A 16,149-nucleotide genomic window follows, 5' to 3' on the forward strand; every position below is an offset into this window, starting at 1 on the left:
CGCTACATAACGAGTGCGCGATGGTTTCTCCTACGTCAGGGCCGTATTCGGCTCGGACATGGGCTGGATTCCAGGACTCGCGGGCGGGCGTAATTGACTATGTGTCATGTCTCTCCGTGAGTGCCCTCGTGCGGGATAGCTTTCAGTTCCAGGTTCGGGATCTTCGGGAGGGCTGCGCCGATGATTCCCTCCAAGTCGCCGTACATGCCGGTGGTGTTTGTCACGACACGTTCTATCTGCTTCTCACGTGCCGCCCAGATCTTGGTCATGGACCGCTTCTCAGCGTCCAGTTCGGTCTTCATTGCTACGAAAGCCTCGACGATGGCCTCGACGCGGTGCTTGAACTCCGAGCCGGACAGGTAGTCGTACAGCATCTCCAGCTTGCCTTGCTTGCCGACGGAGGCAGTTCGCGCAGAGGTCACGAGAATCAGACTCTCGCGGAGGGCCTGCCCAAGGCTAATCGCGCACGATTGGCTCGTGACCCACACGCCTTCGTGCTGGCCGAATGCCTCCATGCCTTTGGGCATGGCTGTCGTCAACAACACGGCCAACTCCGCCTTGGCCTCGCGCTTGTCTTCCTTCAGCTTCTCGACCCAGCCTGAACTCCAGCTCTTGGTCCGCTTGGCTTCCCAGACAATCGCGCCGCACGGTCGTCCCGCGTGGTCGCAGACGCGCTGAATCACGTCCGCGCCCCTCTTGCCCTTCGGCACCGGGTCAATGGTGTCGTACGGGAACGCGTCCCTGAGTTGCTGTTCCATGTCCAGTTCCAGCGTCTCGCCCTGCGCCTGTTGGGAGCCCTGCTCGGCCTTGCGCTTCAGCTCGTCTATCGTGGCCTTCAGACCTTCGATCATCTTATCCTTGTCCGAGTCGCGCAGCCGGTGCTGTTCATCGGCTGCCTTCAAGGCATCCTCTGTGAGCTTCTTCCGTTCCGCGTCGAGACGACGAGCGACCTCCAACTCCATGTTCTTCTTCTCGGCCTCAAGCTCCCGCTGCCTCTTCCGAATCTCCAGTTCGTTCTTCTGCGCCTGCTCCAGCGCCGTGTCCTTCTCGGCCACCTGGTTCTGCAGGTCGGCAACCGCTAAGGCCACGGACTCGGTCGCCTTCTTCTTCGCCTCAGCCTCAACTCGGACGCGCTCCTCTGCCAGCCGCTTCGAGACAGTCTCATCTACTGTCTTACGTGACTCCTCCAACTGCTTCTCGCGTGTGGCCAGTGCTTCGCGCTCCCTGGCTAGTTCACGTTCTTTCGCCTGCGTCTTGGACTCATACTCTTTGCGTATCTCCTCGCTGAGGCGGCTCGATATTGCCTCTGTCAGCGGGATTTCGGTTCCACATTCTGGGCACCTAATGGTCTGGACCATGGTAATCCTCCCAAGTTCTGTCGGCTCGGTCATGGCCGGATTCTAGAAGTCGAGGGCGGGCGTGTCAAATGGGCGGGCCGGGGTCAGAGGTCTCTATTGCTTCGCCGGAAATGCGTGAAGTGTCCCTCGCCACCTCCCGCGACAATCGCAATCTCGTCATCGGACCATCCCAGCCGCGCGTCCGGAATCTCTTGCTGTATCACCGGGGCCTACCCGACGAGGTCAATCGTCGGAGACAGACAGATGGGCTCGCCCCAAGACAGGTTGCCCGCCGATGGCGGCCTCCAGTTCGTGAATCGCCTGGTCTTCGAACGCGTTGGCCTGTTCTTTCTTCTCGAACGCTTCAACGACCGGCTTGCCGATTCGCTCTTGCACATCAGGCGGGGCGTCGGGAAGCCAGATGGCGGCTGTGTCGTCAGCGGTGAGTTCGTCCACGACGCCGCCGTATATCTTGCTGGTCAACTGAAGCTGCCCGTATGTCGTCATCAAGAACGCCGCCAGATAGCCGGCGTGAGACCGGCCCTCTCTCGGAACGATGCGCTCGATATGCTGAGACGCAGCCCATCCTTCGTGAGCGTGCGGGGCAACGGTGACGCGGCCTATCGTGCCAGAGCAAGTCACTAGAACCCAACCTGCTCGGATAGTCCAAGGTGTCAGGTCCTTGTGCGCGGTCCGAGACAGGTACTTCAGGTCGATCGGTCGCCTCTCCGGGATGTGAGACCCCTGCAGGAACGGCACACCGTGTTCGCGCCTAACATATATCCGACGGAAACGCGGAGCCACGTAGGGTTCAGCCAACGCGCCGAGTTTCACGAGGGGATACTTGCCTTTCTCCATTTGGCTTACGCAAGTACGCGCCAAAGGCAGATGGAATGAAACGTCAAACCGGCCAGTAAGATCAGACGCCTTCAGGCTGAACGCCTTGGGGTGATGGTCGATGCCATCGCCGGCTGTTGGGCGGATGTACGGAATCTGCCTATCGTCGAATGGAGCGATCCCCAGTTCCCGATAGAGCAGACCGTCCGCTTCGTCAAGCAGGTCATTTGCCTCATCGCGAAGCCTGTATGCCTGCATGACCGTGTCGTGTATCGTCTGCTGCTGGCCATCCGGAAGGAGTGGAACGGGGATACCCGCAAGGTGATGAGGTTCGAGGTGCGACACGGTCGCACCGTACTCCTCGCGAGTCATCAGCGCCTGCCCAATCCAGGATGTAAGGTAAGCGTAGAGATAACCTAGAGGAACGACTGACTCAATCCGCAGCAGGTCGTGAGTCAGAAAGAACTGTTCAAGGCGCTTGGTGGCGATGCAGCAGCGACCCACGACGCCTGAGCACGTGACGAGAATCCATCCGGCCTGGGCGAAATGACGTTGAGCGTCGTCGGGGGCTTTGTCCTTGGCGACCCATCGCACGCTGGACGGGCGAAACGCGAGTGCCTCGGACGCGCTCAGGTATGGCCATCCCTTCGTGGGGTCCCTGGTGTAGATGCGCTTGAATCGCGGGAGGTTGAACACCTTGCTTGTAATGCGGCGGTCGTTCAGCGAGATCGTCGGCAAGCCAGCCGCCTCCAACGCACGGAGCGCTGTGACGGCGGCCGTGGCGTAGTAGGCGGAGTCCAGACGGGCGTCGCCCGCCAATAGCCACTTGGCTTCGACTCCAAAGTGCTGAGGCAGAGATTTCGGCTCGGCTGCCGGCGCAGGCAGGGCCTGAGCTGCTGATGTCCTCATGTGGGTTGCCTGCGGAGTCTGCCTTGGGTCAGCCACTGTTCAAAGAGCGGGGCCACATTAGCGACCTCGTCGTCCCGAACTCTGCGGAGTTCGTGCTTCTCAACACTTGAGGCTGCGCCGCCTGCGTCAATGACGGGCACGGTAATCGCCGTAAGGCGTTCTACCTCTTCGCCCTCGGGCGTCCTCACCCATAGGTCGTTGCCGCGCCGGTCGAAGCCGGAGGTCTTGCACAGTGCCATGAAAACCTCGTAGTCCTGAATAGCCTTGCTGGCCTCCTCAAGGCGCATCTCGTCTGCGCTCTTCTTCTCCAGTATGAGGACACTAGTCTGCGTGCCTGTGCCGCTGAAAGCTAGGAAGGTCTCAACTGGAAGGTCGATGCTAGCGATGATGCGGCAGCGTTTGAGTATCCATCGTCGGACGAACCCGAGTCCAGGGTTGCTGAGTATGCTGTCCGGCAAGACAATCGCCAACCTGCCCCCGGGCTTGAGGAGTTGCCAACATCGTTCTATGAAGAGCTGCTCGGGTGGCATGGAACCGCGAGGACTGGGGGTTTCGTACTTCGGCAGCTCAAATTGGTCCAGCACGTGCGGGTCCGTGACGACGAGACCCGGGCCCGCCCCGAACGGCGGATTAGTATAGATGATGTCAATCGTGTTTGGCTTGATCTTGGCCTTGACGTCGTCGCGCCACTCGCCCGTCGGGAGGAGCGAGTTGGATTGGTAGACGTTCGTACTCCCGTCGCCGTGCATCACTAGATTCATCTGTGCTGCCCGGACTAGCTCTGGGTTGATATCAATGCCAAACAGGAGGCGGTCGCAGATGTCCTTGAGCCGTGCCGCTGCTTTGTCAGACGCTTGGACTGTGTCCTTCCATTTCTGTTCTTCTATCGAGCGAGCATGGTCTCGCCAGAGGTTCATCTGAGCCCTCAGGAATCCGCCGGTCCCGCAAGCCAGGTCCAGCACCTTGAGCGAGAGCCATTTGTCCGCAGGGTAGGTTGCCATCACCATTCGCACGGCCATCTGGCAGACGTTTGGTGGGGTGAAGAACTCCCCGCGGCTTCCGCGCAGGTTTTCGCGAACGATCTCTTGGTAGGCTTCGCCTTTGACGTCAGCAGTTGTGAGCAGCAATGAGTAGCGTCGTAGCTCGCTGACTATGTAGGCCAGCACCGGGTCACTCAACTCGATACGGTCATGTGGGGCGAAGATGTAGGGGAACTGCTCCTTGACCTCTTTGAACATTTCGTCTATCCGCTGCCTGAGTCTACGTTGCCCGAGCACTGAACGTCGTTCTTCGGTAGACACATCGAAGCGCATCTGGCCGGTGGTGTTCTGCTCGTCGTAGACCTTGCAGAAGAAGAGTTTGAGCAGTTCGTTGAAGGCCTTGTCCTTGGGCATCCCGTCGTTTGCGTAGATGTAGTTGTGGCAACGCTTGAACACATCACGGAGACCCTCGGCGGGCTTCAGTTGGTCGAAGGTAATACGTGGGGCCTGAGTCTTGCCGTAGGGTGGGATGTCTGCAACTATGACCGGGCTGCGCCGGTCTTCTTCCGTGGAAACCTCATATGCCTGAAGCTCGGAGCCTACCCATATGCCCCACTTGGCCTTGAAGCAGGCGGCCAAGTAGGACTTGAGTTGCTCAACTCCACTGTCACGATCCGTAGGTCTGACGACTTCCGGTTTGGTCTCCGCAATCAGGAATACCTCTTCCTGCTTGTGGTCGCGGTCGTGGCTGAAGATGGCAATGTCAACGCGTTTCTTTGCACGACCGACGTTAACGGTGAACTCCAGTTCGATGTCCTCTTTCGGATAGCCGTACTCCTCCACGAGACTGCGAGCGACACGCTGGCGAACGTGCTCCTCGGGCGTATCCTTGCGCAGCTTACCTGTGATGTAACACCGAATCATGCCGGGCGGAATGAACTGAATCTCGTCACTCATTGTCGTACCTCCTGGGAATGACCGTATGACCGCCACGGGGCCGCCCTCTACGCTCAGCTTGTTGCATAGCCGTCCTGGACTTGCTCGAAGCCGACCCACGTGAACCAGTCCTTGAGCTCAAGGAACTCGGCCCAGCGGTTGACCATGGCGATGTCGTCTTCGTAGGTGGCGGACGGGCCTTGCGCGGTCAGGGCGGCTAGCGCGTTGCCTTGGTCCTCGAAGCCGGCACGCTCAAAGCGCCCAAGCAGGGGCTTTGCCGTATGCTCGCTTAGCAGCTTGAAGAACGTGTGGTTCATGACATGGGCTGCCTGGTATGTCTTTCCGGGCGTGAAGTCGCGGACTCTCGGTGTGAGTGCCTGCGCAGCTTCGTCGCGCTGCCCGAGGAGCGACTGCATCTGGTCGTCGCGCAAGGCCGGGTACTCGTCGTACAGCCACTTCTCGATGGCGATGTCCGAGGGGTAGTTGGTCAGTTGCCGCACGAGTCCGTGGTACAGCATATTGAAGTACTCCGGCGCCTTGTCGCTCTGAATGGTGCGGCTTATTCGCTCGATGTCTGCCAGCATCGGCTTGAGGGCCGCGGTCATTGTTTCGCGGTTGGATGCGGGCACGAGCCTACGTTCTTCCGGTACGGAGCACATTCTTATGGCATGGGCGCATTCGTGGGCAATCAGGTGGTTCAGGATGCCGCCGCGCACGGACCGGTAGTGGATGAGGTGCGACGGCATCCCGCGCCGTGCTATCTTGATGGCGGCGTGCGGAACGAGGTCTTTCTTCTCTACGAGGTTGAAGCCCTTGCCGGTAATCTCGCTCACGCGCGCCATGACGGCGCGGACCGAGTCGCTCAGTTCAAGCACCAGGCGCTCCGTCTGACTCGAAGAGCTTGCGGGCGGCCACGTATTCGCGGGCGAAGTCCATGCCGACGTCGACGCTGGGGTCTATCCGGCGGAAGCCGACGTACATGATGCTGACGAGATGCAGGCCGCTGAATTCTCCGGGCAGGCACTTGAGCCGGTACTTGCGGTCGGGGTTGTTGACGTCGAGGCCGGAACGGCCGAGCAGGCCGATCTCGAACGTGACCTCGCGGACGTACTCGTCCGGCTTGTCCTTGAACAGCTCCAGTGCGCCGAGGCAGTAGAAGACCGCATCGGGCCGCAAGTCCTGCTGGTGAAGGTCGCGGTTGAGGATCTCGCGCCGCATCTCTTTGGCGTCTTCGGTCTGGGGCAGCTTGCCGAGCGCGAGGTAGCGTCTGAGATATTTGTCCGCTTCCTCGAACTGCTCTTGCTTGAACAGGCAGAGACCGAGGCCGTAGAGCGAGAGCGGGTCATCGGGCAGCTTTTCGAGCGCGTGCCGGAGGTGTGCTATCGCTTTGTCGTAGTCGCCTTCCTTGCCGAGGAGGCCGCCGAGGTTGCGCAGGGCATAGGCGTTGTCGGGCTCAAGCTCAAGGGCTTTAGCGAAGTTGGCTTTGGCTGCGGCCATCTCGCCGCGGCGCGACAGGGCGAAGCCGAGGGCCACGTAGGCGTTGGTCCTGGCCGGGTCAAGTTCAAGACAGCGCCGGAGGAGTTCGACTGCGCGGTCCGGCTCATCCATGTTGGTGCAAAGCATGCCGAGGTTGTAGAGGACGTCGGAGTTTGCGGGTTCTTCATCGAGTTGGAGCTCAAGCAGTTGCCGGGCCTCGGGAAGCCTGTGCTGCTTCAGCAATTCGAGGGCTCGCTGGAACCTGTCCATTGGGCCTCTACTATACCGTGCTGCCGTATGCAGTCAATGACCAAGCCGCTTCTGGACGAGGCGCAGGACCAGGCACGACCCCGAACGGTCGGCACGCGGTCTGGCGGACGGGGATGACCGCTGGCAGCGGACAGCGGGCGGCTAACGGCTCACGGCTGACAGCTATCGACACGCGGGAACGGGCCTGAACGCGGAATCTACTGCCAGCACAAGCGCAGGCTGCAGACGGTCTCTCCGATTAGCGGCCGGAGCGGAATCTACAACTTCGTAGAATTGGCCAGGCCCGGCTTTTCGGCGTATCTGCTTGCGGCGCGGGATGGTCTGTATGTAAGTTTCCCCATTTATTGACAAGTGGGGAAGATTCGATACACTGGGCTCGATGGTTGAGCGTAAGAAGCTTGCCACGGCGTTCCGCGCCCAGGGTTGGGTGCTGACGGCCGCTCAGCTTGCAGGGCTTGGCGTCTATCCGCGGCGGCAGCAGGAGCTGCTGGCTGCGGGCTGGATGGAGCGCGTCGGCCGCGGGCTCTATCGGTGGCAGGAGGCGGACATCACCGAGCAGCACAGTCTGGTCATCGCGCAGCGGCTGGCGCCGCGCGGCGTGGTTTGCCTGGTCTCTGCCCTCGTGTTCCACCGGCTGACGACCCAGCGAACGCCGGAGGTGTGGATGGCCTTTGAGCGAGACAGGGACAAGCCTCCGGCAAGACCGGCGGTCAGGATGCACCCGGTAAAGTTCTCCGGCCCCGCCTTCCGGGAGGGCATCGAGCAGCACCGGGTCGAGGCTACTGAGCTGCGCGTGTACTCGGTTGCCAAGACCGTGGTGGACTGTTTCAAGTTCCGGAACAAGGTCGGCTTGGACGTGGCGCTGGAGGCGCTGCGCGAGGGTTGGCGCGAGCGGCGGTTCGTGATGGATGATATCACGCGGCTGGCCCGTCTGCTCCGCGTAGCGAACGTCATGCAGCCATACATCGAGTCGCTGGTGTGAAGCGTCCCGCTCCGACTGCCTTCGCCAGTTCAGTTCGAGATCGTCTGAAGGTAATTGCCGACCGTCGGCGCGAGGACTTCCAGGATGTGCTGCTGCGCTTCGGGGTCGAGCGGCTGCTGTATCGTCTCTGCCGTTCGGAGTGGCGGGACCGGTTTGTGTTGAAGGGGGCGATGCTCTTCGCCGTCTGGGCCGAGCGGCCGCATAGGGCTACGCGAGACGTGGACCTCTTGGGGTTCGGAGAAGTGACGGTTGCGGCGATGGAGCGCATCTTCCGTTCGCTCTGCTCAATGGAAGTCGAGCCGGATGGTTTGGTCTTTCGCGCCGCCACGGTCGCCGGAGAGCGTATTCGCGTCGGCCGCGGGTACGAGGGAGTTCGCATTACCCTGCGCGCCGAGCTCGCGCGAGCGGTGATTCCGCTTTAGGTCGACATCGGGGCCGGCGACCGCGTCGTGCCTCCGCCGGAGCTCGTTGCACTGCCTACACTTCTGACCATGACGGCCCCGCGACTCCGGGTCTACTCGCGTTACAGCGTCGTCGCCGAGAAACTCGAGGCACTCGTCGAGAAGGGGCTGGCCACGAGCAGAATGAAGGACCTTGTCGACATTCTGTTCCTGAGCCGCACGCACGGATTCGATGGCCCGACTCTCGTTCGCGCGATTGCATCGACATTCGACCGTCGCAAAACGCCCTTTCCTGCGGGAATACCCGAGGCCCTCGGGGACGCGTTCGTCTCGTCGTCGGCAAAGGATGCCCAGTGGCGGGCGTTCGTGCGCAGGAGCCGTCTGGTTGACGGCGTATCCGGGCTGGACGACGTTGTCCCGGTGCTGCGCGATTTCCTGCTGCCACCACTTGCTGCGGCGCGCGACGGCGCGCGCTTCGCACCGCAGTGGATACCGGGCAAGGGCTGGCGGGTGCGCGGGACAACCAGCGGCTGACGGAACAGCAGTCGATACGCCGATGGTCAGGACAGGGCCAAGCCAAACACCTGCTCGTGGATCGGGACCAGCACTTCCGGCCCGCGGCCGGAGCGGGACGACCGACGGCTCACAGCAAACGGCCATTGGCGGACGGGGATGACGGCTGGCAGCCTACAGCCAGCAGCTCACAGCCGACAGCAGACAGCAGACTGTCATGGCAGGACGGGAACGGGCCTGGGCGCGGAATCTACAGCCAGCACAAGCACAAGCTGAAGCGCAAGCCGCAGACGGCATTTCGTTCTGATAGGCAACTCCTGGCACGCGGGACGCGGGCAGATTTCGGGCCAAAAGCAGCAAAAAGAACTGAAGGCTTAGTGATTCTCCCCGGGAGGGCGTAACCTGGTCACTATCAGTCGGTTAAGCCCTGTTTGGTCGCGGAAAGTCTGCATATAGGGGTCGCCTGGGGGCTAGCCTTTGAAGAAGGAATAGGTTAAGGTTAAGGCTAAGGTTAAGAAGCAGGTTTGAAGGGAGCTTTTGGACGAGCTTTGACGCGAGCTTTCGACCGAGCTTTGCGGCGAGCGATGAAAGAAGCGATGCGCTGAGCTTTGAGGCGAGCGATGCGCGATGTGATGTGACGAGCTTTGAACTGAGCAATGGAAGATGCTATGAAGTAAGCTCTTGAGTATGCATTCTGCGATGCTTTCCGGCGAGCCCTGAGACGAGCTTTCCAACGTGCTTTCAGATGAGGTTTGCAGCGATGATTCAGCGCAGCGACAAAGAGAGGGACGATGCAGCGGAGCGGTCGAAGTCAGAAGTCAGATGCCAGAGGTCAGAGTGCAGAAGTCGGAATTGACAGGCAGGCAGGCCTGTCTTACATTGTATTACATATGAAATCAAGCACGCTCACCATCCGGCTGGACCCGGACCTCGACCGGCTGCTGACCAAGGCAAGCCGCCGGTCCGGCCGGAACCGCAGTCAGGTCGCCCGGGAAGCCCTGCGCCGTCAGCTTCGCATCAGCCAGTTCGAGCGGCTGCGTCAGCGGGTGATGCCTTTTGCCGAGGCCCGCGGCTACCTGACTGATGAAGACGTGTTTGCCGACGTTTCGTGAGGGTCTTCCTCGATACTAATGTACTGGTCGCCGCCGTGGCGACGCGCGGCCTGTGCGCCGACGTCTTTCGCGCCGTCCTGGCCTCGCACGAGCTGGTCGTCTCGCAACAGGTGTTGGACGAGGTCAGGCGCGTCCTCCGATTGAAGCTGGGAGTCAGGCCGGGCCCGGTTGCCGACTTCATCCGGCTGCTCGAGCAGGAGGCCGAGGTCGCCTCGCCTGCCCGGCTTCCCGAAATCGAACTGAATGACCGTGACGACCTGCCGATACTTGGGGCGGCGATTGCGGTCCGGGCAGAGGTGTTCGTCACGGGCGACCGGGAGCTGGTGGAGCTGGTGACGGTCGAGGGCATGCGGATCGTGTCGCCCCGTCAGTTCTGGGAGGGGCTGAAGTCAGGGCGACCACGCGGCGGCAGAGGCTGACGGCCGGCAGTTAGCGACGTCCGGGCGCGGGACGATCGTGGTCATGTCCCGCCTTGTTGTGCTCCTCACCCCAACCCTCTCCTCATGGAGGAGAGGGAGAGCGGAGCGAAGGTGAGGAGGACTAAGTTCTGCGCGTCGCGTTGGTCCGGAAGCGCTTGAACCGATGCCCGGGGAGGGTATACTCGCAGTGTCGGAGTCAGAACTCCGAAGCCCAAATCCCGAACACCGAGTCAAACTGTACTGGAAGCGACTGAACGGAAGAGTATCCGCAGGTTGCACAGATTACGCAGATTGAGTGGCGTCGGACCGGAGATTGGCGAGTCATGCAGACGACGCGGATGAAGTGACGGTAAGAGGTCAAGGTCAAGGCAGAGGAGTAAGTGCAGATGACGCAGATTCCGGCCCGAACCCCGGAACCCTTGAACCCAGGGACCCCGTACGAAATGCATCCGCAGATTACGCAGATTACACAGATTTCACGGAACTTGGTACCGTAAGAGGAGTAACTTTGGCAGAGCAGCACAGCGTGTTTCCGAATCAGGCCTCAGAGTTCGTCGCCCTGACCCACTATTGCCGGTGGCGTGAGGAGGACGGACGACGCGAGACGTGGGATGAGGTCGTGGACCGCGTCGTTTCGTTCCTGCGCGACCATACGCCGGGTCGCGAAAACGTGCCGACCCGGGTCTGGGAACGGATACGGGACGGGCTCGCGACGTTCAGCGTGATGCCGTCGATGCGGCTGGTGGCGACCGCGGGCCCGGTCGTGCTCAAGGACAATAGCTGCATCTACAATTGCGCCTACTTCCCGATTCGGGACCTGCGATGCTTCTCCGAGTTGATGTTCCTCTTGATGTGCGGTTCGGGCGTCGGGTTCTCGGTGGAGCGGGAGTTCGTGAACCAGCTCCCGGTGGTGGCGCAGCCGGGCGTGGACAGCCGCGACGATTACGTTATCGAGGATTCACGCGAGGGCTGGGCCAAGGCGTTCCTTTTCGCCCTCGAAACATGGTTCGCGGGCGAGTCGGTGCACTTCGACTTTTCCCACATCCGCCCGTATGGCGCGCGGCTGAAGCAGATGGGCGGCAGGGCGTCCGGCTCCGAATCGCTCGTGCGGCTGTTCGCCGACGTCGAGGCAATCGTGCGCCATGCCGCAGGCCGTCGTCTGACGTCGCTGGAGTGCCACGACATCTGCTGCCTCGTCGCCGAGAAGATAGTCATGGGCGGCAAGCGGCGTTCGGCCATGATTTCGTTCTCGGATATCGATGACGAGGAGATGCGCCACGCCAAGGATTTCTCGCGCGGCCCGGTCCCGTCCTACCGGTTCATCGCCAACAACAGCGTCGCCTATACGAAGAAGCCGGACCCGATCGTGTTCATGAACGAGTGGGCCGCGATGGCCGCCTCGGGCTCGGGCGAGCGCGGTATGCTGAATGTCGGCGCAGTGCCGGTGGCCTGTTCGACGACCCGCAAGTACCGCGGCGACGAGCGGACCAATCCCTGCGGTGAGATCATCCTGCGGCCGCACCAGTTCTGCAACCTGTCCGAGGTGGTGCTGCGGCCGGATGACGACATCGGCATGCTGGTCGACAAGGTGAAGACCGCGGCATGGTTGGGAGTAATCCAAGGAACCTTCACTTTCTTCCCCTTCCTGCGCAAGGAGTGGACGGAGAACTGCAACGAGGAACGGCTGGCAGGTGTTTCGCTGACCGGGCAGATGGACCATCCCTCGCTCCTGACCGAGAAGGTGCTCGAGCAGTTGAAGACCGTGGTCGAGCGCACGGTCGAGGAAGCCGCCCGCTGCCTCGGGGTGTCGGCGGCCACCGCCTATACTTGCGTCAAGCCATCGGGCACGGTATCGCAACTGGTCGACTCCGCCAGCGGACTGCACCCGCGGTGGAGCCGCTTCTACCTGCGCCGGTACCGGATTGCGGCCAACGACCCGGTACTTGCTTTGCTCCGCGCCCAAGGGCTGCCGTGGGAGCCGGAAACCGGACAGACGCGCGACAACTTCACGACTGCAGTGGTCACCTTCCCGGTCCAGGCGCCCGCGACCGCGGTCTTCCGCGACCAGATGGACGCGCTGAAGCAGCTCGACTGGTACCGGAAGGTGCAGCAGCACTGGTGCACGCACAACGCCTCCTGCACGGTGTACGTGAAGCCGGACGAGTGGCTGAAGGTCGCGAACTACGTGTACGAGCACTGGGACGAGATCGTCGGCGTCACGTTCTACCCCTACACCGACGCTGAGTACGAGCTTGCGCCGTTCGAGGAGATAGACGAGGCGACGTACCGCGACCGCGCGGCGAAGTTCCCGAAGCTCGACTTCTCGCAGTTGGGCAAGTTCGAGGCGATGACCGGCGACACGACCACCGTGGACGTCGAGCCGGCCTGCTTCGCCGGCCGCTGCGAGATCCTGTAGTGCGGACAGGGGGCGGATAGACCAGAATTCAGAGACCAGAAACCAGAGTGCAGAATTGGCGGACAGTGAGTCTTGCCACCAAGACACCAAGGCACGAAGAGTAGGGAGCAGAATCCAAGCGTTGGGACACATCCGCGACGCGTCCCCTACAAGACTGTCCCTGTCTTCCAGAAACCCGAAGCTCGAAACACGAATGACGATTGAAGCTCGAAGGATAGAATGGGGACTGTACCGCTCCAAGTCCGACGCTGGCACTCAGTGGGACTGTCCCTGCCTCCCCTCGCGTTCGCAGTCGACACGCCATCTCTGTTGTCGGGCTGAGCTGCAGCTCCATAATAAGGTCGGTCCTCAGGCCGAGGCGAGCACGAGGTTGAGACGGAGGTCCAGCCGGGGAATCGGCTTCCTGCAGCGGCCGCAGGCGAAGTGCTTGACACGAGAGCATTCTTGAGTAAGAGTTGCTGCCATGAGTAAGATCACTTTCGGCGTTCCGAGGTCGGGTTTCGGTTCCGGTGCCCGCGGTGCGGCCCTTCTTCTTCTGTTCCTTTTGCTCGCTGCTTCAGCCGGCGGCCAGCAGTTGGACACGATTTTCTTCGACAAGTTCCCGCCCGGCGACACTGGATGGGATCTGCTGAACGACTCCCTCACAGTCATGCAGCTTGTCGATGGCGGCCTCGTGATCGACCAGCAACTTAATAAGGCGGCTGCTTCGTGGGCTCCGACGCTGCTTGAGCCGCAGCGTGATTTCGTCATCGAGTGCGTGCTGGAGAACACCGGGGGGAGCGAAGACGCGATGTTCGGCCTCGTGTGGGGCTTGAAGGACGCCGACAACTCGTGGTACTTTCTCATATCAGGCCAGGGCAATTATCTCGTGGCCAAGTCTTCGCCCGACTCGCTCTTGAAGCTCGCCCGGGGAACCTCCGAGGGCGTCGCCAAGGGTGGCGCGAAGAACCGGTTGACGGTGAGTCGCCACGCCGATTCGGTAACCTGCTCCGTCAACGGTGCGGCCGTCGCCACTGTTCCCTTCGATTCGGTCTTCGGCACCGGGGTCGGGCCGATGGTCGTGGATTCGGCGCGGGTGATCGTGCGTGAGGTCGGAGTCTTTCAGCCGGCAATCCCGGCCCCGCCGGTTCCGTCGGACTGGATGACCATCATGCACGAGGACTTCGGGACGAATGCGCGGGGATGGTCCGAGCGCGACAACGACTCGGTCTACCTGTCGCTCCGTGACGGCCGGTACATCTTTGAGCTCAAAGTGCCGAGCATATCCTGGAACACGCACGCCGAGGCGGACATCAACTCAGCCTACGATTTCGACATCAGCGCGGTCATCGACAAGGTCGGCGGCGTGGACAATAACGGCTACGGGATTGCCTGGGGTCATGATTCGGAGGGGAACGGCTTCAAGTTCCTCGTTTCCGGCGACGGCCATTACAAGGTGGCGGGCCCGGACACGACGTTCATGAAGTGGACGGCGAGCCCGTTCATTCACAGGGGCAACGCCCGGAACAAGCTGAGCATTCGTCGCACCGGCGAGACGATCAGCTTCTATGTAAATGACCGGTTTCTGAACCGTATGCCGTTTTTGCCGTTTGTCGGGCAGGGGCTCGGATTCGACCTCGACAGCAATATCCGCATCGAGGCGACGAGCCTTATCGTGAAGCAACCGCTCCATCGGATCGGCCGGGTTCATCAGTAGCCGTCGCGCCCGGCGGCGGCTCTAGTACGGAAGTTGCGGGTGAATAGCACCTATGTCTAACAAGACCATATATCTGAACGACCGGCTGTACGAATACCTGCTGGGTGCTTCGCTGAGAGAACCGGCGGTACTCCGTGAGTTACGCGAGGAGACGCGGCCGATGCCCGAGGCCGACTGCCAGATTTCTCCTGAGCAAGGGCAGCTCATGGGACTACTGCTGCGGGTGATGGGCGCGAAGCGGGTGCTCGAGGTCGGGACCTTCACCGGCTACAGCTCGACCGCCATGGCGCTTGCCCTGCCCGAGGACGGAAAGGTCGTCACCTGTGACCGGAGCGAGGAATGGACCGCTATTGCGCGACGGTACTGGAAGAAGGCGGGTGTGGAGCGGCGCATCGAGTTGCGGCTCGGCGAGGCGGAGGAGACGCTGAAGCAGCTCGCCAAGGAACTCGGGCGCGACAGTTTCGACTTTGCCTTCATCGACGCCGACAAGACCAAGGACGGCATCTACTTTGAGCAATGCCTCGGGCTGGTACGGACCGGAGGCCTCATCGCCATCGACAATACCTTGTGGAGCGGGAGGGTGGCGGACCGAGCGAAGCGGGACGCGGATACGAGGGCTATCCGCGCATTCAACGCCGAGCGGGTGAAGGACGAGCGGATTGACCTGAGCCTGGTCCCGATTGCCGACGGCCTGACCCTCTGCCGGAAACGCTAGAAGGCGATAACAGACAATTGAGAAGTCAGAATCCGGAAACCAGAATTCAGAATCACTGAATCAGACTGGTCAACCACGGATGGACACAGATGCACACTAGTGCCGGTTCAGGATTTCTGACATCTAGCCTCTGACATCTGACTTCGGCCGGATAACTCCTCTGGTTACACTTTACTTGTAGCCGCCCGCGTCTAGACTGACCGCCGACCACGAGATGAAAGCCAGCAGTCAGAATCGGTCCGTTGCCGCACTCGCCGCGGGCGCGGCGATTGTCAGCTTCACCGGGCCAATAGTGCGGGTGCTGGCGGTAGCGCCGACTGTCACGGCCTTCTACCGAATGGTCTTCGGCGGCGCGATTCTGCTCATCATCGTTCTCTTCGCGCGTGAGCGACTAAGGCTGGACCGTGCCTCAATCCTGCTTGCTGCGGCCGCGGCGCTGTCTTTCGCATTTGATATGACCATGTGGAACCGGAGCATTCGCCTCGTTGGTCCAGGTCTTGCGACCATTCTCGTAGGCTGCCAGGTGTTTCCGATGGCAGGGATTGGGCTTGCCTTCTACAAGGAGAAGCTGACGTGGCGGTTGGCTCTGTCGGTGCCGTTGGCAATTTTCGGCCTAGCGATGATAGTCGGCGTTGACTGGCGACTCGGCAGCGCCGGATTTCGCCATGGTGTCTTGTTCGGACTCGGCAGCGCCTGCTGCTACACCGGCTACCTGGTCGCCTTGCGTCGGCTACAGCATGGAGCCGGCTTGGGCGGGCGGGTGGCGAACATGGCGACCGTGTCGGTCTGCTGTGCCGCATTCCTTGGCATCATCGCGTTTGTCCAGCGAGAGAGGTTTGCGATACCGAACGCGCCGAGCCTCGGCCTGCTCGTGTCATTGGGCGTCATCGGGCAGGTCCTCGCCTGGGTGCTGATGTCCGGCGGGCTGCCGCGAGTGCGCCGCTCGCTTGCGGGCCTCACCTTGCTTCTGCAACCGGTGCTTGCATCGATCTGGGACGTGCTCTTCTTCAAGCATCCCGTGACCATCCTGCAAGGCGCGGGAGCAGTTGTGACGCTGGGCGCCATCTATCTTGGAACCATCGCCGGTCCGGGCGAGGTCGAGTAGTTTCCGGGAGTCCGGACGAAGTCAGAAGTCAGAATACAGAAGGCA

12 protein-coding genes and 1 pseudogene are annotated in these 16,149 nt (G+C 61.5%); 8 read left to right on the forward strand and 5 right to left on the reverse strand.

Going from position 1 to position 16,149, the window contains the following annotated elements:
* Positions 1 to 104: 104 nt before the first annotated feature.
* From VMH22_15220 to VMH22_15240, 5 genes are all read right to left on the reverse strand, one after another.
* Positions 105 to 1,391 (reverse strand): DUF2130 domain-containing protein, encoded by a 1,287-nt coding sequence (locus VMH22_15220; GenBank protein HTW93040.1) that lies wholly within the window; start codon positions 1,389 to 1,391, stop codon positions 105 to 107.
* A 189-nt stretch (positions 1,392 to 1,580) separates the two neighbouring features.
* Positions 1,581 to 3,083: a hypothetical protein gene (locus VMH22_15225; protein ID HTW93041.1), complete on the reverse strand. Its 1,503-nt coding sequence runs from the start codon at positions 3,081 to 3,083 to the stop codon at positions 1,581 to 1,583.
* Positions 3,080 to 5,020: an N-6 DNA methylase gene (locus tag VMH22_15230; protein ID HTW93042.1), complete on the reverse strand. Its 1,941-nt coding sequence runs from the start codon at positions 5,018 to 5,020 to the stop codon at positions 3,080 to 3,082. Before VMH22_15230 ends, VMH22_15225 begins: the two co-directional genes overlap by 4 nt.
* 53 nt (positions 5,021 to 5,073) lie before the next feature.
* A complete protein-coding gene (locus tag VMH22_15235; protein ID HTW93043.1) occupies positions 5,074 to 5,874 on the reverse strand; it encodes a hypothetical protein in 801 nt (266 codons plus the stop codon).
* Positions 5,867 to 6,745: a tetratricopeptide repeat protein gene (locus VMH22_15240; GenBank protein ID HTW93044.1), complete on the reverse strand. Its 879-nt coding sequence runs from the start codon at positions 6,743 to 6,745 to the stop codon at positions 5,867 to 5,869. Before VMH22_15240 ends, VMH22_15235 begins: the two co-directional genes overlap by 8 nt.
* 379 nt (positions 6,746 to 7,124) lie before the next feature.
* On the opposite strand from VMH22_15240, the gene VMH22_15245 reads away from it, so the two are divergent.
* The 8 genes and pseudogenes from VMH22_15245 (at position 7,125) to VMH22_15280 (ending at position 16,104) form a co-directional block, all read left to right on the forward strand.
* A complete protein-coding gene (locus tag VMH22_15245; protein HTW93045.1) occupies positions 7,125 to 7,727 on the forward strand; it encodes a type IV toxin-antitoxin system AbiEi family antitoxin domain-containing protein in 603 nt (200 codons plus the stop codon).
* 86 nt (positions 7,728 to 7,813) lie between these two features.
* A pseudogene (locus VMH22_15250) lies at positions 7,814 to 8,662 on the forward strand (nucleotidyl transferase AbiEii/AbiGii toxin family protein).
* 869 nt (positions 8,663 to 9,531) lie between these two features.
* Positions 9,532 to 9,753, forward strand: a complete 222-nt coding sequence (locus tag VMH22_15255) for a CopG family transcriptional regulator (protein ID HTW93046.1) — start codon at positions 9,532 to 9,534, stop codon at positions 9,751 to 9,753.
* Positions 9,750 to 10,172, forward strand: coding sequence for a putative toxin-antitoxin system toxin component, PIN family (locus VMH22_15260; protein HTW93047.1), 423 nt, complete (start codon positions 9,750 to 9,752; stop codon positions 10,170 to 10,172). Before VMH22_15255 ends, VMH22_15260 begins: the two co-directional genes overlap by 4 nt.
* A gap of 508 nt (positions 10,173 to 10,680) precedes the next feature.
* The gene (locus VMH22_15265) at positions 10,681 to 12,588 is read left to right on the forward strand and encodes a hypothetical protein (protein HTW93048.1); all 1,908 of its coding nucleotides are present in this window, start codon (positions 10,681 to 10,683) and stop codon (positions 12,586 to 12,588) included.
* 463 nt (positions 12,589 to 13,051) lie between these two features.
* Complete coding sequence (locus VMH22_15270; protein ID HTW93049.1) at positions 13,052 to 14,284, forward strand: hypothetical protein; 1,233 nt, start codon at positions 13,052 to 13,054, stop codon at positions 14,282 to 14,284.
* Positions 14,285 to 14,336: 52 nt separating this feature from the next.
* On the forward strand, positions 14,337 to 14,999 hold the full coding sequence (locus VMH22_15275; protein ID HTW93050.1) for a class I SAM-dependent methyltransferase: 663 nt from the start codon (positions 14,337 to 14,339) through the stop codon (positions 14,997 to 14,999).
* A 214-nt stretch (positions 15,000 to 15,213) separates the two neighbouring features.
* Entirely contained in the window at positions 15,214 to 16,104 is an 891-nt protein-coding gene (locus VMH22_15280) for a DMT family transporter (protein ID HTW93051.1), read from the forward strand.
* Positions 16,105 to 16,149: the final 45 nt, after the last annotated feature.

The sequence above is a fragment of the bacterium genome (assembly GCA_035505375.1).
Taxonomy (GTDB): domain Bacteria; phylum Hydrothermota; class Tepidihabitantia; order Tepidihabitantales; family Tepidihabitantaceae; genus UBA2258.